This is a genomic window from Paenibacillus sp. FSL F4-0122, from assembly GCF_038002845.1.
In the GTDB taxonomy this organism is placed as follows: Bacteria; Bacillota; Bacilli; order Paenibacillales; family Paenibacillaceae; genus Paenibacillus_AQ; species Paenibacillus_AQ odorifer.
This window is the reverse complement of sequence record NZ_JBBODI010000001.1, coordinates 5,415,941-5,439,380: the sequence shown is the minus strand read 5'-3', so window position 1 is coordinate 5,439,380 and position 23,440 is coordinate 5,415,941. Positions and strand designations below refer to the sequence as shown.

The following is a 23,440-nucleotide window of genomic DNA, read 5'->3' as shown; positions in this document are numbered from 1 at the left end:
AAACGACCTTGTCGTTGAATTATAAGGATTATGTATATTCTTGAATCTTACTTCTACCTCTTATATTGAAATAAAGGGACGGATCTGCATCCGCCCCCTGAACTGAGTGTGGGTTATCCGCATGTGGTCGGAGGCGCTTCGGTGCCGGCTTCCACATTTATTTTTTCCGAAACGGTATCTCTAATCACGGAAATTACCAGCTGGAGCAAATAATTAATATCGCTCTGGCTTTGCTGAAATTCATTGACGACAGGAATACCGTCGATCTCATCTTGCAGCACTTCAATTTCACGTTCAATTTTGGCGACCATATCTTTATTATTGAAGCTTTCGAAGGCTACGATTTCTTTTTGTTTTTTCTTAATGGTTGCAATCAGTCCTTGCACACGCTCGTGATTAAGAATTTTTTGCTCCGCCTGCTGAAAATGGCGAACCTCTTCGCTGGTTGAGATTAATGACGCTAATTCTTTAGCTTTGCCCATAATATCCTCGCGAACGATCAGATCACGGGTATTATAAGTCTTCATTCCATATTTATTCAACCGTTGTTCTTCTGTACTCATTAGTCATCTCCCCATTCGTATGTGATTAATGAACAGCTGCGGCCTCAACCACAATATCCCCTTTAATGTACCATGTTTTGGTATCTGTAATTCTCACGTTTACAAATGTGCCGATAAGCTCCTTCGGACCTTCAAAATGGACCAGCTTGTTAGCGCGGGAACGGCCAGAAAGGACTTCGGAGTTATTCTTACTCTCCCCTTCTACCAGCACCTCTACAACTTCACCCAGCATCCGGTCATTAATGATCCGGCTGTTCTCCTTGATGAGATCATTTAATCTTTGCAGACGTTCACTCTTCACCGACATCGGTACATTATCTTCCATAGCGGCTGCTGGTGTACCCTCCCGTGGAGAATAAATGAACGTATATGCCATATCATACCCAACCTCACGCACAAGCGATAGGGTATCTTCAAATTGCTCATCAGTCTCCCCAGGGAAACCAACGATAATATCGGTACTTAATACAGCATTCGGCACACTTATCTTAATCTTGCGTACTAATTCCAGATAAGCTTCCCGGGTATATTTACGGCTCATTTTCTTAAGAACGGCAGTACTTCCCGATTGAACCGGCAGATGGATATGCTCCACCAAGTTGCCGCCTTTGCCTAAAACCTCAATCAATTTATCGTCAAAATCTCGTGGATGCGATGTCATAAAGCGAATGCGCGGAATATCAATCAGACGCATATCATCCATCAGGTTACCGAAGGTGTAATCAATATCCGTAAAATCTTTACCGTAAGCATTTACGTTCTGCCCCAGCAACGTTACTTCCTTGAAGCCTTGGCGCGCAAGCTCTCTCACCTCAGCGATGACGTCCTCAGGACGACGACTGCGTTCTTTACCGCGTGTAAACGGAACGATGCAATACGTGCAGAACTTATCACAGCCATACATAATGTTCACCCAAGCGCGCATGCCTTCCCGCTTCTTCGGTAAGTTCTCAATAATGTCGCCTTCTTTGGACCATACCTCAACCACAAGCTCTTTACTAAATACCGCTTCTTTAATGAGGTGTGGCAACCTGTGAATATTATGCGTACCGAAGATCATATCCACGAAGCCATGCTTTGACATAATCCGGTTGACTACGCCTTCCTCTTGGGACATGCAACCGCATACCCCTAACAACAGACCCGGCTTCTCGATCTTCAGGTTCTTAAGATGTCCAAGCTCTCCAAATACCTTATCCTCGGCGTTCTCACGAATCGCACAAGTATTCAGCAAAATGAGATCCGCATCATTACGGTCAGCGACACTGCGGTAGCCCATCTGTTCCAATAGGCCCTTCATGGTTTCCGTGTCATGCTCATTCATTTGGCAGCCATAAGTCGTTATATGATAATATTTGCCCACTCCGAAATTCTGCATTTCTTCAGGAATTTCGAAATCATAATGCACTTCTATTTCTTCCTTGCCGCGCCGTTTTCCTTCTTTATAGTCAGGCTGACTATTAATTTGCACATTTCTTCCTTTAATCCGGTAAGTAACCTTACCTTCTTCTTCACTAATTACCTTTGCATCACTAAAATCAAAATATTTCGAATAATCCTTAGAACCCTTGCCGGATTTTAAGTCCGGTGAGTTGTGGTTCCCCTTTGTCATGCTGTTTTCACGTCCTCTATTGTTCAACAATTATTTTTATACTTTGCTAATTTAAAATTATAACATAATGCTGGCCTAACATAGAAGTGCCCGGTCTATTAATGATGTAAAGGAGCGTTGCATATCGACAAAAAAATACCCCGCCAACGTTTGGCAGGGTCAAGTTCTATCATATTAAGGGGGGTATGCTACTATTATAAGCAGATACACTACTCTTGAAACAGTTACACAACCTCTTACCTAAAAAAATAGTCATTGTATATTCTGCTAGTTTTAGTAAAGAGTATTCGTCGCTTCAGGAGTAAATGGGATGATTTCGTCTATCGCTCCACTTTGTACTTTGGCAGGCCAAGCTGGATCGCTAATAAGCGCTCTGCCCACTGCTACCAAATCAAACTCCTCCCGAGCGAACCTTTCAGTTAACTCATCGATATTATCCGCAGGCTTCTGAGCTTTATCTTCTGCGAAGAAATCGCTTTGCAGGCCAATAGAGCCCACTGTAATACACGGCTTCCCGGTAAGCTTCTTAGTCCACCCAGCTAAATTAAGATCAGAACCAGCAAATTCAGGTTGACTGAAGCGTCGGGTCGAGCAATGAAAGATATCTACACCCGCTTCGCTAAGCGGTGCTAGGAAACTCGCAAGTTCTTCTGAAGTCTTCGCCAGCTTCTCATCATACGCCCCCAACTTCCACTGGGAAAAGCGCAGCACGATTGGGAAGTCTGGTCCAACCGCTTGACGGCATGCTTTAATGATCTCGACAGCGAATGTTGTTCTTCCTACCAAATCGCCACCGTAACGATCGGTACGTTTATTCGTTCTATCCCAGAAGAACTGGTCTATCAGATACCCATGAGCGCCATGCAGCTCGATGCCATCAAAGCCAACGCTTTTGGCATTTTCCGCCGCTTGAGCGAAGGCTGTTACTAAGCTTTCAACCTCTTCTGTGGTCAGCGGCTCTGTCACCGGCTCACCTGCTAAATTCAGACCCGAAGGGCCTACAGGAAGGGCTTCAACGTTAGGATACTCGCCGATTGTACGCGCCATCCCCACATGCCAAAGCTGCGGGATGATCTTGCCCCCAGCTGCATGAACCTCTTCCACAACCTTCTTCCAGCCTTCTAAAGATGCTTCTTCATGTATATTAGGAATATCTTGGTGACTGACAGCCGCTGGATGATTTACCGCAGTACCCTCAGTAACAATTAATCCCACTCCACCCTCTGCACGTCTACGATAATAAGCGGCAACATTGCTTCCCGGCACACCATTCGGAGACTGCGCGCGTGTCATCGGCGCCATTACAAATCGGTTCGACAGCGCAAGATTCCCCACTTGAAAAGGTGAAAATAGTTGCTCTGTATTCATATGTTACCTCCAATTTATTAATTGATTACTTTAAGTAAGCTTATTATCTACCCAAAAGATGGGAAATGCAAATTTTAAGAAAAAGACAAAAAAAACCGGACCTCGCAGAATCTACGAATGCCCGGTTTTCACCAAATTATAATGACTCTCTAGACTTCAAGAATCCCCGCTTTAGGTGTAACTCCAAATGCTTTAGCTAAATCCCATAGCTGTTGGTCTGTGATCTTTTGTTTGATTTCTCTACCGCCAATCAAGTTGTAGATCGTTGCAGCCTTTTCAACCGTTTCTACTAGACCAAAGGTAGCATCCATGGTGGAGCCCGTGCCAAAAATCCCATGCTGCGGCCAGATGACTAAACGGTGATCCTTCATTTTTTTGGCAGTCTCACGGCCGATCTCACTGCTGCCCGGAACAATCCACGGAATAACGCTGACCCCATCAGGGAAAACAACAAGGCACTCTGTGCACATTTCCCATAGTGTTTTGGTAAACTTTAGTTCGTCCAGATCATGCGTGAAGGTCATCGCGATAACATTTGTAGCATGTGTATGCAGCACGATACGGTGTGTGGGATCTACTTTCAAGCGTTCAATATGACTCATAAAATGCGAAGCGAGCTCACTCGTAGGAACTGCCCCATTCCGCAATCCCCACAATACTTCCACACTTTCGCCATTGCCGCTAACCCTTAACACACCCAGATTCGCTTCAGGGTCTTTAATCACATTTCTGAAATATTTGCCCGAACCTGTTACGATAAAATACTTGCCTGCTAATTCTTTTACCGGAAAGGTGAGTTTGATCGTGCGCAACGGCTCCAGTACATTAATATACTTAGCCACCTCATTCTCATCCAGCAAATAGCTGACATTCCCACCATTCAGTTCATCCCAGCCAAGCTCCCACATATGACGGGTGATCTCTGACATTTCCTGAATAAATGGAGCTTCACTGCTGGCAATATAACCTTTTGACTCTAACAAGGATGTACTCATAGTCTATTCTCTCCTTTGTATTTGCTGCTCTCCGTATCCACTTTTATCTTAAAGACAAAACGTCCTGTTCATAATTTTTCACTTCAGTAAGCCATTGCTCACGCACCGGTGTACCTTGTGATGCACAGTAGTAATCCCAGACCGCTCCAAACGGATACGATTTGAACTCTTCTACCAGAGCAAGACGTGAAGTATAATCCCCGGACTGCTCGATTTGCTTAAGTTCTTCCACTGGTTCCAGCATCGCACGCAGCAACGCCTTAATAGTGTTGCGGGTGCCAATGACCCATGCCGCGAGATGATTGATACTGCCATCAAAGAAATCCAATCCAATATTCGTACGAGGAAGTAAGTCCCCACGAACTAATTCACGGGCGATTTCCAGCAGCTCATCATCCATCGTTACCACATGGTCACTGTCCCAGCGGACAGGTCTGCTAACATGCAGCAGCAGCTGCTCACTGAACATCAGAATCGAAGATAATTTATTCGAAATCACTTCTGTAGGATGAAAATGTCCCGCATCCAGACAGATTGCTTTTCCATTTGTTAAACCATAACCCATATAGAATTCATGAGAGCCAACCACATAACTTTCAGAGCCAATTCCAAACAGTTTACTTTCCAAGGCATCCATATTATAAAGCGGATCTATTTCCTGACTAAAAATCTCATCCAGCGACTCTTTTAAACGTACTCTTGGAGCTAGCCGATCTACTGGCGTATCTTTATAACCGTCTGGAATCCAAAAATTCGTCACACAAGGCTGACCCAGCTCCCGCCCAAAATGCTCAGCGATCGTACGTGAAGCTTTACAGTGTCTGATCCAGAAATCCCGAATCTCCGCGTCCGAATGACTGAGAGTGAATCCATCGGCTGCTTTCGGATGTGAGAAACAAGTAGGGTTAAAATCAAGCCCTAAGCCCTGCTCCTTCGCCCAATCCACCCAGGATTGAAAATGTCGTGGCTCTAGTTCATCCAAATCTACAGGTTCATCTGTATCTGCGTAAATAGCATGCAGGTTAACCTTATGTTTACCAGGAATAAGAGATAACGACTTTTCTAAATCTTGACGTAGTTCATCTGGTGTACCCGCCCGGCCCGGATAACTTCCCGTTACCGCAATGCCCCCGCTTAGTTCTTTTTCCTTAAAAAGAAAACCTTTTACATCATCACCCTGCCAGCAATGTATGGAAATTTTAATTTGCGCGAGTCGCTCCAGCACTTTATCCACATCAATACCGTGGGCGGCGTATAGTTTTTTGGCTTCGTTATAGCTAGTGATAATGCTCTGATCCATGCTGTTTATCCTCCTAAAATAGTGCAATGTCTGTTTCGCTTAGATAAGCTCATTCACTCTGGACAGATGAAGGCTTCTCCAGCGATTTAGAATGTTATCAAAATGCTTGATCGGCTGCGGAATGTAGGATGTTATTTCAAAAGATTGTTCGATAATAGCTCTTGCCTCAGTTATGTCTGCAATGGAATCTGTGCTAATCATCTGCACTACTATATTTCCTAGAGCAGTCGCTTCCGTTGGTCCAGCCTTTACTTCCCTGCCGATAACATCAGCTGTTAGTTGGCATAAAAGCCGGTTGTTCGCCCCGCCGCCGACAATTTGCAATCCCTCGATCCGACCTTCTGTCAGCTCCTCCAACTCTTCCAAATAAGTTAGATAGGATAACGCCAAGCTGTCAAAAACACAACGTGCTAACTGTCCAGGTGTCTCAGGAACGTGCTGCCCACTCTCCATACAGGCACTGCGGATTTCTTCTATCATGTTGGATGGATTAAGAAACCTTGGTGCATTACAAGGGATCAGGCTGCGAAACCCCTCTTCTCCCTGTGCAAGCTCTGCAAGCTCCGCAAAACTATAACAATTGTTCAGTAATCTGCGAACCTCTTGAATAAGCCATAAGCCCATTACATTTTTGAGGAATCTATAAGTTCCGTAGGCTCCCCACTCATTGGTGTAGTTAGCCTGCATGGCTTGTAGAGAATTTAGAGGCTCCGTTCTTTCTACACCGAGTAAAGACCAAGTTCCACTGCTGATATAAGCTGAACCTTCTTGAAGTGGAGCACCTAGCACTGCTGAGGCCGTATCATGGGAAGCCACACAGATCAGTTGGCATTCAGGCAGGTCATATTGTTGGATTAAAGCTTCGTCAAGAGAACCAACCACTACACCAGGCTCAGTTAATTTTGCAAATTGATCTTTCCTGATATTTAAAAATTCTAATAGGTCATCGTCAAAATCCCGGCTTTCCAGATTCAACAGCTGTGTTGTAGATGCAATAGTAACCTCATTGATCTTGCGGCCAGTCAGTCGGTAATATAGATAATCTGGTACAAGTAAAATTTGATCCGCTTGCGCTAACTCTTCTTCATTATGAACATATAACTGATTCAAGGTATTGATGGATAACTGCTGGATTCCTGTCTTTTCATAGACGGTTTGTGGTGAAAGCTGCTGTGCCACCTGATCCACAGCCAGATCCGTTCTGCGGTCGCGGTAGGCGTATACTTCCTGAACACGATTCCCTTCCGCATCTACCAGCACATAATCTACACCCCATGTATCAATACCGAGCGTACAGGTAGTAATTCCATCGGTTTTAGCCTTCCGAAGCCCGATCATAATCTGCTCTACTAAATAATCAATGTCCCAGAAACAGGAACCCTCTTGTTCCGTAAAGCTATTGCTAAAGCGATGAAGCTCTTCTAAGGAAAGAATACCTTCTTGCAATATTCCGCGCACCAGCCGCCCACTTGAGGCACCGATGTCAACGGCGATGTGATTATTCATAAACAATCTCCTATGATAAGGTGTGATTTATAATATTTTTTTGAACAGTGTAATAACTTCTTCTTTAGTAGGAATAAAAGGGTTCCCTGGTGCACAAGCATCCTTCATCGAATTTTCAGCCAGAAGATCAAGATCTACTTCTTCTACACCAAGCTCGGATAATTTGGCTGGAATCCCTACTTCTTTAGACAACGCCTTGATCGACTCAATTACGAAATCTGCGCATTGTTTATCCGTATGGTTCTCTACATTAAGTCCAATCGCTTTAGCAATGGATCTGAATTTCTCAGGCACATATTTGGCATTTTCTTCTTCCACAAAAGGCAGCAGCATCGCGTTACATACGCCGTGCGGCAGATCGTATACGCCGCCCAGCTGATGCGCCATCGCATGCACATAACCAAGCCCCGCATTATTGAAAGCCAATCCGCCAAGGAATATCGCGTATACCATCTGTTCACGCGCTTCGATATCATGGCCATTCTTCACAGTACGAGCCAGGTTAGCAAAAATAAGCTCCACTGCGGCTAGTGCCGTAGCATCAGTTACCGGATAAGCTCCTGGCGTCACCAACGCTTCAATCGCATGAGTCAGTGCATCCATACCCGTGGCCGCGGTAAGTGCAGCTGGTTTATCAACCATAAGCTCAGGATCGTTGACTGAAATCGTCGCAAGGCTGTTTTTATCTACCATAACCATCTTCACTTTGCGATCTTCGTCTGTGATTACATAGTTAATGGTCACTTCAGCCGAAGTACCAGCAGTGGTATTCACGGCGACAATCGGCAGTGATTTATGCTTAGACTTGTGTACACCTTCATATTCTTTGATATGACTGCCATTTGTGGCAATGATACCAATGGCTTTGGCAGTATCCTGTGGTGATCCACCGCCGATGGAAATCAGATAATCACAATTCTGCGACTTGAGATAATCAACGCCATCGTGGACATTTTTACAGGTCGGATTGGGTTTCACTTCATCATAGATGGCATATTCAATCCCCGCTTCGTCCAATACCGCCAGCAATTTACCAGCAATGCCACTTTTCATAAGGAATTTGTCCGTAACTACTAGCGCCTTTTTTAATTTAAGTTCTTGGATGTATGGACCAATCTCCTGCAAGCATCCCTTGCCCATAATATTGATCGATGGAACATAATACACATGCGTGCTCATTGCTTGACCAGCCTCCTAAAGTTAATTTATCAACACCAAAGTTTTACACACAACTCTGCAAGCTAGAGCGTAGTATTCCGGCTGCAGCGCCTCAGGCTGGCCTCTGAATCGCAACTGGGCCGGCTCTGGTATCTTTCAAATCTAATTACCACTACAGGACTTCTTTTCTCCTTCATCGTATGCTCCCGAATCTTTGTTGTCAACATTTTAAATATTATTTATGTTGTTTTTATTTGTTTTATATCCGTTTTGTGAATATTACTGGAAAACAAACATGATTCTACGTTGATTTTATTGCAAAACACAGATATTTGGAGCTAAGATTAAGGAATATACAGATTTCGGAAAGGTGATCCCTATGCTTGCAGCTGAAAGACGCAAAAAAATAATAGATCTTGTTCATCAGAATAAACGAGTATTAGTCTCTGATCTAAGCCGGATGTTTGAAGTTACAGAAGAGACGATACGCAGAGATTTGGAGAAGCTGGAGAAGGATGGCATTCTGAGCCGAACCTATGGCGGGGCCATGCTGAATCGTCACACGAACGAGGATTTGCCTTTTGTTACACGCAATGCGCTGAATACAGATATCAAACGGGGAATCGCCCTCAAGGCGCTCGATTTAATCAATGATGGAGATACGTTAATGGTGGATCCTAGCTCCACAGCCTTTGAGTTTCTAAAACTGCTTGGCAATAAAAACAATCTGACCATTATCACGAACTCGATTAATATTTTGCATGAGTTCTCGAATTCAGGGATGGATATCATCTCTACCGGTGGTTCTTTACGTTACCGATCCATGTCACTCGTGGGTCCTGTAGCACATGACACCATTCAAAGATACAATGTGGACACTGCGGTTATCAGTTGTAAAGGAATTGATATGGAGCGAGGCATCACAGATTCTAATGAACCGGAGTGTGAGCTCAAGAAATATATGCTACGTCAAGCTAACAAGGTCATACTCCTGGCCGATCACACCAAATTCGATAAGACCGCCTTTACGAAGCTGATCGAGCTTGGCCAAATCGACTTTTTGATCACAGACCGCCAGCCTTCTGAGGTTTGGTTGAAACGCCTGAACGAAGAGAATATCGAGCTTCTCTATTAATCGGGCTCAAACGCCTTCGGCGCCCAATTAAAAATGCCGTTCCCCAATGAGTAATGGGTGACGGCATTTGTTGTATGGAGATGATTATCTTTTTGTATAAACCTGAGAGATTGGGACCACGTCGACGGTTGATTTGGGATTTTCGCGCTTCACTTGCGTTGTGGTTTTTTTCCTGCAAATATATACAAGCGCTGGCGGAAAATTCAGCAGCACCCACTTCGTGTGTAGGATCTCAAAATGCTGGCTCAACTCTGTTTTCATCCGCGGAAAATATTCATAGGTTATAAACCACCCTCCTTCTTTTAAAGAAGACGTGATCTGTTCCATAAACCTGGTGCGGTCTGGCTTCGAGAAATTCATCAAAGACAAACTACTCACGATACAATCCAGCTTCTCCAGACTGCTGTTATGAAGCGCAAGACGCAGCCGGAGACAATCGTTGTTGCAGAAACATCCGGGGAATTCCTCTCTTAATTGACTGCGAAAATCAGGATCTATTTCAAATAGAAGAACATTCATACCGGTCTTTTCTCCACGCGGAATAAACCTTGTGATTGCACCAGTCCCCGCACCTAACTCAGCCATAGAATGCACTTGGTTCCAAGGCACTGGATCAAGCAACGTCTGGGCCAGCCAATGTGAACTGGGAGTCACACTACCATATTGTCGGGGCGCATGCAGAAATTTATTTAGAAAATGAAGTCGCTCACGAATTCCACTTTGCATGAAATCTCCCCCTTGCTTCCTAACTTACCCTTCTACCCCTAAAATATGTAAACTGCATTAAATTCGTACTCCATCTATACTTCCCATTATCTATTCCCCTTAATATAAAAAGCCCAAATTTCTCCGCAACATAAATTGCGGGAAATTCGAGCTTGTAAACACTCATTTCAGAGTCGGCCAATCTTATTTAGTTTCCACAGCGTGTCCACCGAATTCGTTCCGCAGTGCAGCTACTACTTTACCAGTAAATGTGTCAGTCTCTAGGGAACGGTAACGCATCAATAACGCCATTGCGATAACCGGAGTCGCCGCTTGTAAATCAAAGGCGGTTTCAAGCGTCCATCTGCCTTCACCAGACGAATGCATAATGCCCTTGATCTCATCTAGTTTAGCGTCCTTCGAGAAGGCGCGTTCCACAAGTTCCATCAGCCATGAACGGATTACAGAGCCGTGATTCCACACCCGAGCTACTTCCTCAAAGTTGTAGTCAAATTCACTCTTTTCCAGAACCTCAAAACCTTCACCGATCGCAGCCATCATGCCGTATTCGATACCGTTATGCACCATTTTTAGAAAATGGCCGCTACCTGCTTTACCAGCATATAAAAAGCCGCTTTCTACAGCTGTATCACGGAAAATCGGCTCCACAACTTCCCAAGCTTCGGGATCTCCGCCAACCATGTAACAAGCGCCATTACGCGCCCCTTCCATACCACCAGAGGTGCCTGCATCCATAAAGTGAATTCCGTGCTCCTTCAATTCCTCATACCGGCGAATAGATTCCTTGTAGTGCGAGTTTCCTGCTTCAATAACGATATCACCTTTAGACAATTGTGGAGTGAGTTCAGCGATTACAGAATCAACGACCTGATGCGGAACCATGATCCAAATGATTCTTGGCGTTTCCAATTGCTGCACCAATTCAGGAAGCGTAACTGCTCCACTAGCGCCTTTAGCTTTCATTTCTTCTACAGCAGGTGCATTCAGATCAAAAGCAACAACCTCATGTCCATGATCCAGCAAATTTTGACCCAAATTAAAACCCATTTTTCCTAACCCAACTAATCCTACTTTCATGTAAATTCCCTCCGATTTATAGATTCTTATGATGTATTTTAGCTAAATTGGCAAAAAAAACAGGCAGGGGCTTAAGCCCCTGGCCGTATAGATTCCTGCGCTGCTGCAACTTCTGCTTGAGCGTCGAGAACATCTGACTCCTGATCTGCATCATCAAACCACCAGCGGTCTTCACCCAAAAGCTCCATAGCCGCATTTGGACCATAAGAACCTGAAGCATAGGTATGAAGTGGCATTAGCCCCTCCTCCATAGCTTCCTGGATTGGTGTAACCCATTGCCATGACAGCTCGACTTCTTTCCAGTGAGCGAAGAAAGTGGCGTCACCACGAAGCGCATCAAAGATCAGATTTTCGTAAGCTTCTGGTACGTCTGAAGTTCCGGCTTCATAAGTAGCGAGGACAGGTTCAAGTTTCCCTTTCTGCAACTGATCCTTCGTATTCAACTGAAGCGTAATGGCTTCATTTGGACCGATCTCGATGATGAGTAGATTTGGAACGTCATTCCCTTTATTTTTGTTATTGTTATCATTAAACGGTTCTTTAAATTCTATAACAATTCTTGTTGATTTCTCTTTCATTCTCTTGCCGGTACGGATATAGAACGGAACTTCATTCCACAATGGATCATCTATAAACAAACGCGCTGCAATAAACGTCTCATTTTGTGAGGATTGGCTAATTCCTGGTTCATCTAAGTATCCTGCAACAGATTTACCTTTAATTTCACCTTCAGCATATTGTCCGCGGACAACGTATTGATTAACCTCGTCTTTACTTAACGGAATGAGGCGCTCCATGACATATCTTTTCTTCCCGCGGATCTCTTCAGGTGTACTGCCTTTTGGAAGCTGCATCGCCATCATCATGAGCAATTGCAGCATATGGTTCTGGAACATATCACGAAGTGCCCCAGCTTTATCATAATAGCCTGCCCGTTCTTCAACGCCAACAATCTCACTCGCCGTAATTTGCACATTTGCGATATAACGATTTTTCCACAGTGCTCTAAGTACAGGATTTGAATATTTTAGAACTTCCAGATTCTGAACCATTGGTTTACCCAAGAAATGGTCAATTCGGAAAATCTCTTCTTCTGCAAATACGGCATTCAAGCTGTCATTTAACTCTCTTGCTGTTTGCAAGTCTGTACCAAAAGGCTTCTCAATAATCAGACGCTTCCAGCCCTTCGTCGATCCCAGACCACTGGAGTGAATATTGGCGGCAATTTCCTTGAAAAACTCAGGACCCACCGATAAATAGAACATCCGATTCTCCGGAATGTTAAAAAATTGCTCACGACGTTTAACATGCTCCAGGAGCTTCAAATAATCCTCTGTATTACCTACATCTAGAACGCTATATTCAAAAGCTTCCAAGAAAACCTGCAACTGTGGAGACTCAACTGCCGGTTGTCTAGAAAATGTCTGCAAAGATTGCAGGACTTGCTTACGGAAAGCTTCGGTTGAAACTTCTCTTCTTCCTAATCCAATCACTGAGAGAGGACCTGAAATTTGACCATCTAAAAAGAGGTTATATAGTGCAGGATAGATTTTACGTTTTGCTAAATCTCCTGTAGCGCCAAAAAGCACAAATGTTGATGATTCCACTTTCATTCCTCCCGCTATTATATATTATTTATTAACTTACTTTTAATTACTAGCATACTCAGTAGAATCAATCATACGACTGATATTTTTATTCGTCAACCTCATTTCGACATTTACGAAAAGTTATTATTTTCACAAAGCTTCAAATTGGTAATTATGATTAATGTCACACCAATTATCTTATTGGATTATTCGTATTAAATTACTAGGAAATAATCCGCGAGCAAGTTAACAACCCGCTCCCAGCATGGGTTTAGGTGCTCTAACTTTACACACTCTGATTTAAAATTCTTCATACAAAGCTGTTTATAACATGATCAAAATTCCCAGTCGCCTAAATGTGATCATCCTTCCATTGTGTTTCAAACTAACTTTAAGTAATTGACTGGATTGGTCTGTCGCGCCTCGAAGAAGACTATGCGATTTGATTCCAAGTTTGGGAATTAAGCATAAAAAGTGACTACTTCGAGGAATATTATCAGAGAATACTTCGAAGGAATTTTCACTCAGCATTTCGGAATGACTTGGAGTCTCCCAAGAGGACAATATGTTGTAAAGAGTACCTTTGGGAACGAGTTGAGGTTTGCTAGGTGAACCCTGTGAATGTCTTGAAGTTTGCTAGGTGTGCGCTTTGGGGGATCACTTTAAAGTTCGCATAGAGCGTCTTTAGTTTCTGCTTGGAGTAACATTTATGTTTACCCGCATCTCCGACTGCTGCGAGATCGGACCTAACAGACCTTATTCGTCGATTCTCACTCGTCTGCGTTGGCTGCATGTCCACACCATGGAGGGGACGGACTCAGGTGGCCTCAAACGTCGATTCGTTCTCATCAACCGAGGCTGTATGCCCACACTAACTATGGGTTCGGACTCAGGGACATTATAAGTCGATGCTTACTCATCTGCCGAGGCTTTTTCTCCACACCATGTATGGTCCGGACTCAGGAGACGCTATTTCGCAGATTCTGATCATTTCGCCATGCTATCGGACTCAGATGCAGCTATTCGACCAAATGTACGCCTCTTTGGAGCAAAAACTTGCCAATAAGAGCTATGCGGTCCGAAACTTATGAAAAATGTTCCAATAACACTAAATAGCTGCAATACAGTCCGTTACGGTGTGTATTATCGTCAATCTTGGCTAGTCCGGACTCAGATGACCTCAAACGTCGATTCGTTCTCGTATGCGGACGCTGCAAGTCCACGCCATCGATAGTCCGGACTCAGGAGACGCTATCTCGCAGATTTTGATCATTTCGCCATGCTATCGGACTCAGGTGCAGCTATTCGACCAAATGTACTCCTCTTTGGAGCAAAAACTTGGCAATAAGAGCTATGCGGTCCGAAACTTATGAAAAATGCTCCAAAAACACTAAATAGCTGCAATACAGTCCGTTACGGTGTGTATTATCGTCAATCTTGGCTAGTCCGGACTCAGGTGACCTCAGACGTCGATTCGTACTCGTCAGTTGAGGCTTTATGTCCACACTAACTATGGGTTCGGACTCAGATGACGCTATACGTCGATCTTAATCGTCTGCTGAGGCTACCGTCCTCGCCATCGAAAGTCCGGACTCAGGAGACGCTATTTCGCAGATTTAGCCCATTTCGCCATGCTATCGGACTCAGATGCAGCTATTCGACCAAATATACTCTTCTTTGGAGCAAAAACTTGGCAATAAGAGCTATGCGGTCCGATACTCCTGAAAAATGCTCCAAAAACACCAAATAGCTGCAATACAGTCCGAACGATGATGTAGTATCGTCTATCTTGGCTAATCCGGACTCAGATGACGCTATATGTCGATTCTTAATCGTCTGCTGAGGCTACTCGTCCTCGCCATCGACGGTCCGGACTCAGGAGACGCTATTTCGCAGATTTAGGCCATGTTGCCCTGCTATCGGACTCGGATGCAGCTATTCGACCAAATCCACTCTTCTTTGGAGCAAAAACTTGGCAATAAGAGCTTTGCGGTCCGATACTTCTGAATAATGCTCCAAAAACACCAAATAGCTGCAATACAGTCCGAACGATGATGTAGTATCGTCTATCTTGGCTAATCCGGACTCAGAAGACCACACACGTCGATACCACGTCATCCTCATAGAACAGCCGGACCCAGAAGTCCTTATATCGCAGATTCAAAACTACTCATGACGAACTAGTTACCAGCCGAGTTTACAATACCATTTGTTTAGAGCCGGTACATTAAGTGTTATAGTTAATGAACATAAGAATTTTCATTCAGTTCACGAAAGGAAGGAGAATTTTCATGAATATGGAGCAATGGGAACGAATTCGGACGGGACAGGGATTTATAGCTGCCTTGGATCAAAGTGGTGGCAGTACACCAAAAGCGCTGCTGCAATATGGTGTTGCAGAGGACAGTTACTCTAATGAAGATCAAATGTATGGGTTGGTTCACGAGATGAGAACGCGCATTATCAAGAGCCCTGCATTTGATTCTAAGCATATACTGGGTGCAATCTTATTTGAGAACACAATGGATCGTTCTATAGACGGTCAATATACTGCCGATTTTCTATGGGAGAAAAAAGGTATTGTGCCTTTCCTGAAAATCGATAAAGGGCTTGCCGACCCTGAGGACGGAGTACAACTAATGAAGCCTATTCCCGGCTTGAATGATCTTCTGAAGCGGGCCAACGAACGTAACATCTTCGGTACAAAAATGCGCTCGGTGATTAAAGAGGCTAACCCTGCCGGTATAAAAAAGGTGGTAGAACAGCAGTTTGAAATCGGCAAGCAGATTTTAGCAGCGGGACTCGTTCCTATTATCGAACCGGAAGTTGATATCCACACTGCTGATAAAACAGCTTCAGAGAAGCTGCTAAAAGAAGAACTATCGGCCCAATTGTCTACGCTGGGCAAAGACGTGAAGGTCATGCTTAAGCTCTCCATTCCAACGGAGAATAATTTCTACCGCGAATTAATGGATGATCCTCACGTTTTGCGAATTGTCGCTTTATCAGGCGGTTACACACAAGCAGAAGCAAACGATAAGCTCGCCCATAATCAAGGGCTGATTGCCAGCTTCTCACGTGCGTTATCGCAGGGACTAAGCGCTGGACAATCAGAAGAAGAGTTTAACGCGCTCCTCTCCAAATCTGTAGAAGCGATTTATACAGCATCTATTAAATAAGATCCTCATTTAACCAGCACATAAAAAGAGCTGTTTCCCGACAGGTGATCCCTGCTGGGAAGCAGCTCTTTTTTATGATAAGGTTTTACTTTTAAAGTCTAGAACTTTCAGATTAAACGCCATTTCGTCTACTCTTTCAGCCCACACAAGCATGCAATAGGTTTGCTAAAGTCCCCCTTTCATCTTATCTAAAGGCCGCACCTTTACCTAAAACATATTAATCTACCACTTCTTTGCTGTTTCTTTAGTACACCTATTCATAATTTCTGCATTTAAATCAGCGCATAACCTTTCCCAATAATTTCTTGATCTTACGCAAAAAAGGGCTCCACCACGCATGTATGCGAGTAGAAACCCTACTAAAGTCCATTACTTCTAAGTTATCTTAAATCGAAACCACGAGGATTAATGCAACTAAGGCTGGAAGACCTTGCATAAACAAAATAGACTTTTTCACCGTCAGTCCGCCATATAATGCCGCCACAATAACTGTTGCCAAGAAGAAGATTTCAATTTGATGGCCGAAATTTACATTCGGATGAACCAATCCCCAAATTAAACCTGCCGCCAAAAATCCATTGTATAACCCTTGATTCGCGGCCAGAGTTTTAGAAGCATCCGCAACTTCCTGTGTCATTCCAAAGACTCGAAGCCCTTTTGGCTTTGACCAAGCGAACATTTCTAAATAAACAATATAGATATGTATTAACGCAACAACACCGACCATAATATTAGCTACCCATACCATCAAAATAACCACCTTTATTTAATTTGTGTACAATTTAATTGTATCATACCAAAGTTAAAAAGTGTATACATAATCCCATAAACAATTCGAAACTAAAAAAGAATAGCCATAATCTTCAAAAAAAGACTATCGCTATTCCATACGTAATGTTTATGAAATTCTAAAATATTTTTGCAGCAATATAAACGGTCACGCTATTGTAAAAACCATAATGAGAGCCATTGCTCCAGACGAAATTGCTAGGATCTGAAATTGCTGTGTTTTGAGAAGGTTGATGTCCATGTTTCTCTGACCATAAACCTGAGCTATTTTGAAGCATGAAGTGGTAATCAACGTTATCCTCAGGAATATCGACTTTACCATTCCCATTTGAGTCGATCCACCCCACTCTAAGTGCAATACGATGTTCATCGGAATTAATCGCTGCAGTTCGGCCCGGAAGTATCCGCCAACCCGGCTTAAAATATAAAGGATTCGTATTGCCATCTTGAACCACAAGACCAGCAGTATAATACACATTAGTAAAATAGGCAGGATCTCTGACATTTGAGACCCCGTCTCCATCACCAGGGTTGATTGCCCCTGGAAATCTTAAGGCATAACCATAACAGTTAATTCCATAGCTATTTTCGGCTGTATACGGCCATGCATGACCATAAGCGGAAGATAGGGTTGCTTGCGGAGAATCAGGTTCAAAAGTAGGTGTTATTAGCTCCGGTGCCAACAATTCATTATTTATAAGGTTGTCATCTGCTGGGGGCACAAAGCTTGAAGACTCTTTGAGTTCTCCAACAGTAGTAACATTTCCTTGTGTGTCCACAATAATCGTATCGTCGCCTTTCCATTCTCCAACCCAAACCTTTTCCGGTCCAGAAGTTTGGACTTCTTTCAAATTACTCACGTCGACGTCGATGGGTGCGGCCATTGCAGCAGAGGACAGGGCCAGATTCAGCAAGAGTGTGCAGGTTAATACGACTTTATAAGTCTTTTTCAAAATCACAAACATCCCTTTCTATGTAAGATAAGTAAAAATTAACATTTTATCCTAAAATAGAATATGAAGAATGTTATGGTTTTTTTGAACACCTATAAAGCTTTATATTCAAAATAGTCAAAATAAGCCGGCTTCGCTTGCTGATCCAAATCCTGAGCACATACCCCGACATAGGAACCGGTAAAGCCGAGCTTACCGCCATATTCATCCGAAAGCGTGCCAAAATCTAAGGGAGTACAGACAGCTGTCCAATTCACCCCATCTGGAGAGGCATAAAACAACAGATCACGTCCATGAATTTCCGCCTTTAGATAATAACGATCCCAATTCTTCACAGATAGCTGCATAGAGGAAATCTCATCGTATTTGCCACCTCTACACAGCACAACGCCCAAACTAGTTCCACGGATCTCATCTGCGGTAACACGCAAATAATAGTAATCACTGTCATCATAATAGAGGACTAGTCCAGCCATTTGCAGGAAGCTATCCGGCTTGAATTCCAGACAGGTTGTAGCTGAGCATTCAAAATGTTGAATCGGCCGGGCAATTAAGCTCTGATCATGCAGTGAAGCTAACGACTCTCTACCGCGCAGACGAAGAAACCCTGGGCGTTCCTTCAAGCTAACCCAAGATTCATCAAAGGGCACACGCAAGCTTTGGTATGGAAATCCAAGAACCTCTCCATCAAAATCATCTCTGTTTGGCAGCTCCTCAAAAGTGAATACCGGCAGCTCAGGAGCCATTGTCTCCAATGCAGGCAGCTTCCCTCCGTGGGCCAATCGCAACCAGCCATCCTCTGTCCATTCACAGCGTTGAATAGCAGTTTCCCGGCCTAACGGATTCATCGTTGACGTTCCCGGAATCGGACGTGTGCATAAATGTGCCATGTACCAGTCCCCATTCTGAGTCTCTACGAGCGATCCATGACCTGCTTGCTGAAACAGGTAGGTCAGATCATGCGCCGTGGTCATAATCGGGAAATCCGGATCAGTCTCATAAGGACCTGTGAGGCTTCGGCTTCTAGCTAAGGTAACCATATGGTTGATGCCGGTGCCCCCTTCAGCTGTCAGTAAGTAATAGTACCCATCCTTCTGGTACAATTGCGGACCTTCGGTCACTCCGATAGGTGTCCCTTTATAAATTTCATGGATAGGTCCCGTTAATTTGCCAGTCTCCGGGTCATATTCCTGCATAATGATGCCAGAGAAGTTATTGTGATTTTTACGGAAATCCCAACGCATATTAAGCAGCCATTTGGTCCCGTCCAGATCATGGAACAAAAATGGATCAAACCCGCTGCCATTAAGTCTAACCGGCTCACTCCACGGACCCATGATATCAGTCGCTGTAATTAAATAGTTATGCAGATCTTTATATACACTTTTGCGAGATTTCACATCTGTAAATAGCAGATAGAACACGCCTTGATCATAAGAAAGCGCTGGTGCCCAAATGGAACCAGAACTTACGTTACCACGCAGATCTACTTGTGAGGCTTCTGTCAGAACACGTGAAATGGAATGCCAATGGACTAGATCCTTGGAATGATGGATTTCTACACCTGGAAACCATTCAAAAGTAGATGTTGCGATATAATAATCATCCCCTACTCTAATAAAAGACGGATCTGGATGAAAACCTGCCAACACCGGATTAACAATTTTTCGCGTCATAATGTTACCCTCCACTACCGGATTTTTCATAGTTTAACGTATTTATTGTATCGCTTTCATAATAATTAAAGTTATAATGGGATATAAGAAAATGTTTATATTTTGTCATCTTGGAGGGCCTATGAAGCAGCTGTTCGAACCTGTTGTTTTTGAAGAACACAAGACCTTGATTTGGGATTATAAAATATATACCGACGACTATTACAAAGGTTATTATCACTGGCATCAATGCTGCGAAGTCATGTTCGTGTATGGCGGACAGGGAAACGTTGTTGTGAATCAGCAGATGTACGATATTCGCAGGGGAATGTTATTCTTTTTCCAGCCCTATCAGCTGCACCGGATCTATTCTGAGGTTTCTCCCGAGTGTCCTTTTGAACGAACCATCTTCTACATTGATCCACATGTTGCTGAGCACCTGCTGGAGGGTTTTGCGAAAAGAAAGGCTTTATTCACAGCGCTTTGGCAAGGAAAAAATACACATTGTGCCTTTGATCTTAAGGACCACGTTGAGTCTGTGGAGTGGATTCTGGAGCATTATAATCACAATAAAAAAGTCAGTCTGACTGAGGATACCGAAGACATTTCACTGTTAATTCTTCAATTATTGAGCAGTATAGGAACTGAAGATCAGCATGTATTCCAATCAGGAGAACGGCGAACCTTGCGCTATTCTGAGAAAATCATGAGTTTTATCGAAGAGCATTATCATGAGGAGGTTAATCTGGATCAGTTGGCTGAGGAGATTCACTTGTCCAAATCCTATATCTCCAGAATCTTTCATCAGGAAACCGGAGGAAGGCTTGTTGATTATCTGACTGCCCGCCGGATCAAACAGGCCTGCCGCTTGTTAGGAACGACAGACCTGCCTGTGGAGCAAATCGGAATCACTGTTGGTTTTCCAAATGCCTCTTATTTCAATCAACTGTTCAAAAGAGTCCTAGGGACGACTCCATTAAAATATAGAAAAAGTAATTAGATCTAATCTACACAACCGTATTTTTTTCAGTAACGAAGAGTATATTTTTAGCAAAATGATTAATATCTATCAGCTCTGGGCGGGGGGCGTCCATCAGTTCACCATTGATCCTTAAATTGACAAAGGTCACATTTTCAACAGCTCTCTCTTCGTCATATCCATAAATTCGTGAAGGGTTCGCCCTCCCGCTATAGCTGATGTCTCGAAATGTAATGTCCCGGATGCTTGTCCCCGGCTCTGGATTGTAGTCCTTATTATAGACCACTCGCACATCAATTAGCTGCCCCTGCTCAATACGTTCCACACGTATATTTTCATATAGAACATTACACACCTTATTTCGATCCCCGGCATTAATCGCCAGTGCCCCCCAATAATTCTCTTGCGGTTCGTGATGATTCAAGATATCAATATTCGCAAAAACAATAGACTCAATTACGTCACCATTCCGTTCATGGTCACCATGAGTGCCAATCATCAATGGATGAGCAACATCCGCCCACAGAATAGAATCATGAACGCTAATATTGCGGGTATCCCCATAAAAATCCCATCTTGAGCCATAGATAGCAATACAATCATCAGAATTACGCATAAAAACATCCCGGATTCTAATCTCAGAACTAGACATGATATCAATGCCATCAGACCAACCGCGAGTGCTAAACGATTTGAAATTATCAATCACAATCTGCTCAGACTGCCCGATGAAAATGCTATAATGTGGCGGATCAATCACGGTAATACCTTCCACATTTATAGATCGTGAAAAAACAATTCGTATCCCTCGAAAGGCCGAGAATCGATGAAAATCCGCAAGATAAATTACACCGCGACCACGAATGGATACATCATGAACTCCCTCGCATACCAAGGAACCTACAAGCACAGAACCTCCGGCAAGATACACCGTGGTTTCCGAAGGGACCGGCAATACTGTTTCTTCTATATAATGTGTGCCCGGAGCGAAATAAAGCACCTTCCTCTTTTCACGAGGATCAGCAGCGGTATTATCCAGCAGACGTAAAAGATCAGGTTTCCGGTGTATACCCGGTTGGACTACTAGGACATTAGCATCCTCTGGTTGAGGGGCATCCTTCTCCTTAGGGTTAGCAAATAAATGGAGATTCCGAAAAATATCACCGTTGATCTCAATCGATAACTTTTGCGGACCCGTTAGCTTAAACAAAATGGTATTTCCATGATGTTCGTAAGTGACCTCTCGCGAAGCCGGAGCAATGTTCACACAATCAATCTCCGTATAAAGACAGGTGACTTCAACTTCTACTGTACCTTCCAGATCAAAATAAGCCATGGATGCAGGACGTACCTCATGCATATCTACCTTAACCTCGTAAATAAACAAGCTATGCCATTCTCCTTCAGGCTGCCGTACTCTGACCTTATAATCCTCACGTCCCGGGAAATCTTTAGGTGCTTTATATACTTGTAAATCATCCACTTTACCATCCTCCTGTTCATTTAGATTGTATCGCTTCCAACTCCGATAAAGTTTTAATGTGTTATGCAGAAATGTTTGTATTTTGTCAGTTATAGATTAAAAGCCTGTTACAACATGACAATAATCAAACATTTCCTTATATCAAAACACAACTTTCCTGAGCTTTAGAAAGCTATACTCATAACATCCTAAATACACTGGAGGCAGTAATAATGACAAACCCTTATTGGCAAGAGATCATGGGTAGACTCGATACAAAAGTAGAACGTATGATAGAGCAAATCGGTGATAAGTGCCCGCATTTCGCCGGAAAAGATGGCAAATTTGATGATATCGGTTCAGACTGGTGGACTACAGGGTTCTGGCCTGGACTCCTCTGGATCATGCATGATATGACCGGAAAAGACCTTTACAAGGAGGCCGCTTGGCATTGGGACGGTACCTTGGAGGAATGGTTTATTAAACCAACGGTTGAGATGCATCACGATGTGGGATTCCAATTCCTACCGACAGCTGTAATCAAACATACAATTACAGGTGACGAAGATGCCCTGCGCAGAGGAATTGAAGCGGCGAATTTCCTCGCTGCCCGCTATAATCCTGTAGGTAAATTCATCCGCGCATGGAATGAAGATAAATACGGCTGGGTAATTATCGACTGTATGTTAAATATCTCCCTGCTGTTCTGGGCCAGCAAAGTGACAGGTGATCCCCGATATAAGCATATTGCAATTAACCACGCCGAGACGACGATGCAATATGGCATACGTGAGGATGGATCCACCAAACATATTATTTCTTTTGATGCAGAGACAGGTGCTTATATTGAGAATTTTGGCGGTCAAGGCTACTCGGCTGAGTCCTCTTGGAGCCGTGGAACGGCTTGGGGACTGTACGGCTTCATCAATACTTATCGCCACACTGGAGATGAACGTTTCCTGAACACTGCTAAACGGATCGCACATTATTTCATCTCTGCTTTACCCGAGGATCAAGTCCCTTTTTGGGATTTCCGCCTAGAGGATGACACACGGATGTTCCGAGATAGCTCCGCAGCCTCTATAGCCGCTTCAGGATTATTAGAGCTTGCAGATATCGTACCATTAGGCGAAAAAAGTCTATATGCAAATGCAGCGGAGCGAATTCTGCGCTCACTGACTGAAAATTACGCAACCTGGGAGCAGCCGGAGCATGAAGCGATTTTATTGCACGGAACTGGCAGTGGCGATTCCTTCATTGATGTATCCCTGATCTATGGAGACTACTATTATATTGAGGCTATCGCTAAATTAAATGGCTGGAAGCATCGAATCTTCTAATTGTAGATAGTTATTCAAACAACAAAAAGACACCTCTCTTGAGGTGTCTTTATA

At 43.6% G+C, this 23,440-nt stretch carries 19 protein-coding genes; 4 read left to right on the top strand and 15 right to left on the bottom strand.

The window, feature by feature from the left end; all coding sequences use genetic code 11:
- Positions 1-113: 113 nt before the first annotated feature.
- The 7 genes from MHH49_RS23680 to MHH49_RS23650 form a co-directional block, all read right to left on the bottom strand.
- Entirely contained in the window at positions 114-563 is a 450-nt protein-coding gene (locus tag MHH49_RS23680; protein ID WP_036688057.1) for a RicAFT regulatory complex protein RicA family protein, read from the bottom strand.
- Positions 564-588: 25 nt separating this feature from the next.
- Positions 589-2,175, bottom strand: a complete 1,587-nt coding sequence (gene miaB, locus MHH49_RS23675; RefSeq protein ID WP_038571650.1) for a tRNA (N6-isopentenyl adenosine(37)-C2)-methylthiotransferase MiaB — start codon at positions 2,173-2,175, stop codon at positions 589-591.
- Between the two features lie 273 nt (positions 2,176-2,448).
- Positions 2,449-3,543: an NADH:flavin oxidoreductase gene (locus MHH49_RS23670; protein ID WP_341138536.1), complete on the bottom strand. Its 1,095-nt coding sequence runs from the start codon at positions 3,541-3,543 to the stop codon at positions 2,449-2,451.
- A gap of 149 nt (positions 3,544-3,692) precedes the next feature.
- Positions 3,693-4,538 carry a rhamnulose-1-phosphate aldolase gene (gene rhaD, locus MHH49_RS23665; protein WP_036688060.1) on the bottom strand — a complete coding sequence of 282 codons (846 nt, stop codon included), beginning with the start codon at positions 4,536-4,538 and terminating at the stop codon, positions 3,693-3,695.
- 43 nt (positions 4,539-4,581) lie between these two features.
- A complete protein-coding gene (gene rhaA / locus MHH49_RS23660) occupies positions 4,582-5,838 on the bottom strand; it encodes an L-rhamnose isomerase (protein ID WP_036688063.1) in 1,257 nt (418 codons plus the stop codon).
- 39 nt (positions 5,839-5,877) lie between these two features.
- Positions 5,878-7,344 (bottom strand): rhamnulokinase, encoded by a 1,467-nt coding sequence (gene rhaB / locus MHH49_RS23655; RefSeq protein ID WP_341138535.1) that lies wholly within the window; start codon positions 7,342-7,344, stop codon positions 5,878-5,880.
- A 27-nt stretch (positions 7,345-7,371) separates the two neighbouring features.
- Positions 7,372-8,523, bottom strand: a complete 1,152-nt coding sequence (locus MHH49_RS23650) for an iron-containing alcohol dehydrogenase (protein WP_341138534.1) — start codon at positions 8,521-8,523, stop codon at positions 7,372-7,374.
- A 358-nt stretch (positions 8,524-8,881) separates the two neighbouring features.
- Here MHH49_RS23650 and MHH49_RS23645 point away from each other — a divergent pair, with 358 nt between their 5' ends.
- A complete protein-coding gene (locus tag MHH49_RS23645; RefSeq protein WP_341138533.1) occupies positions 8,882-9,637 on the top strand; it encodes a DeoR/GlpR family DNA-binding transcription regulator in 756 nt (251 codons plus the stop codon).
- 84 nt (positions 9,638-9,721) lie between these two features.
- Here MHH49_RS23645 and MHH49_RS23640 read toward each other — a convergent pair whose 3' ends face one another.
- The 4 genes from MHH49_RS23640 to MHH49_RS23625 form a co-directional block, all read right to left on the bottom strand.
- Positions 9,722-10,363, bottom strand: coding sequence for a class I SAM-dependent methyltransferase (locus MHH49_RS23640; RefSeq protein WP_076144713.1), 642 nt, complete (start codon positions 10,361-10,363; stop codon positions 9,722-9,724).
- 183 nt (positions 10,364-10,546) lie between these two features.
- Positions 10,547-11,440 (bottom strand): phosphogluconate dehydrogenase (NAD(+)-dependent, decarboxylating), encoded by an 894-nt coding sequence (gene gnd, locus MHH49_RS23635; protein ID WP_036688068.1) that lies wholly within the window; start codon positions 11,438-11,440, stop codon positions 10,547-10,549.
- A gap of 71 nt (positions 11,441-11,511) precedes the next feature.
- A complete protein-coding gene (gene zwf, locus MHH49_RS23630) occupies positions 11,512-13,047 on the bottom strand; it encodes a glucose-6-phosphate dehydrogenase (protein WP_076296501.1) in 1,536 nt (511 codons plus the stop codon).
- A 1,917-nt stretch (positions 13,048-14,964) separates the two neighbouring features.
- The gene (locus MHH49_RS23625) at positions 14,965-15,147 is read right to left on the bottom strand and encodes a hypothetical protein (RefSeq protein ID WP_143763725.1); all 183 of its coding nucleotides are present in this window, start codon (positions 15,145-15,147) and stop codon (positions 14,965-14,967) included.
- A 173-nt stretch (positions 15,148-15,320) separates the two neighbouring features.
- Between MHH49_RS23625 and MHH49_RS23620 the strand changes: the two genes are divergently transcribed.
- Positions 15,321-16,208 carry a fructose bisphosphate aldolase gene (locus MHH49_RS23620; RefSeq protein WP_036688071.1) on the top strand — a complete coding sequence of 296 codons (888 nt, stop codon included), beginning with the start codon at positions 15,321-15,323 and terminating at the stop codon, positions 16,206-16,208.
- A 385-nt stretch (positions 16,209-16,593) separates the two neighbouring features.
- Here MHH49_RS23620 and MHH49_RS23615 read toward each other — a convergent pair whose 3' ends face one another.
- The 3 genes from MHH49_RS23615 to MHH49_RS23605 all read right to left on the bottom strand — a co-directional run bounded on the left by MHH49_RS23615 (position 16,594) and on the right by MHH49_RS23605 (position 19,626).
- Positions 16,594-16,956: a DUF1304 domain-containing protein gene (locus tag MHH49_RS23615; RefSeq protein ID WP_036688073.1), complete on the bottom strand. Its 363-nt coding sequence runs from the start codon at positions 16,954-16,956 to the stop codon at positions 16,594-16,596.
- 160 nt (positions 16,957-17,116) lie between these two features.
- Entirely contained in the window at positions 17,117-17,950 is an 834-nt protein-coding gene (locus tag MHH49_RS23610; RefSeq protein ID WP_076273599.1) for a hypothetical protein, read from the bottom strand.
- Positions 17,951-18,042: 92 nt separating this feature from the next.
- Entirely contained in the window at positions 18,043-19,626 is a 1,584-nt protein-coding gene (locus MHH49_RS23605) for a glycoside hydrolase family 43 protein (protein ID WP_076273598.1), read from the bottom strand.
- A 121-nt stretch (positions 19,627-19,747) separates the two neighbouring features.
- Here MHH49_RS23605 and MHH49_RS23600 point away from each other — a divergent pair, with 121 nt between their 5' ends.
- Positions 19,748-20,605, top strand: coding sequence for an AraC family transcriptional regulator (locus MHH49_RS23600; RefSeq protein WP_051491556.1), 858 nt, complete (start codon positions 19,748-19,750; stop codon positions 20,603-20,605).
- A gap of 7 nt (positions 20,606-20,612) precedes the next feature.
- Here MHH49_RS23600 and MHH49_RS23595 read toward each other — a convergent pair whose 3' ends face one another.
- The gene (locus MHH49_RS23595) at positions 20,613-22,067 is read right to left on the bottom strand and encodes a glycosyl hydrolase family 28 protein (protein ID WP_076273597.1); all 1,455 of its coding nucleotides are present in this window, start codon (positions 22,065-22,067) and stop codon (positions 20,613-20,615) included.
- 212 nt (positions 22,068-22,279) lie between these two features.
- Here MHH49_RS23595 and MHH49_RS23590 point away from each other — a divergent pair, with 212 nt between their 5' ends.
- Positions 22,280-23,386: a glycoside hydrolase family 88 protein gene (locus tag MHH49_RS23590; protein ID WP_051491557.1), complete on the top strand. Its 1,107-nt coding sequence runs from the start codon at positions 22,280-22,282 to the stop codon at positions 23,384-23,386.
- The last annotated feature ends 54 nt before the right edge of the window (positions 23,387-23,440 follow it).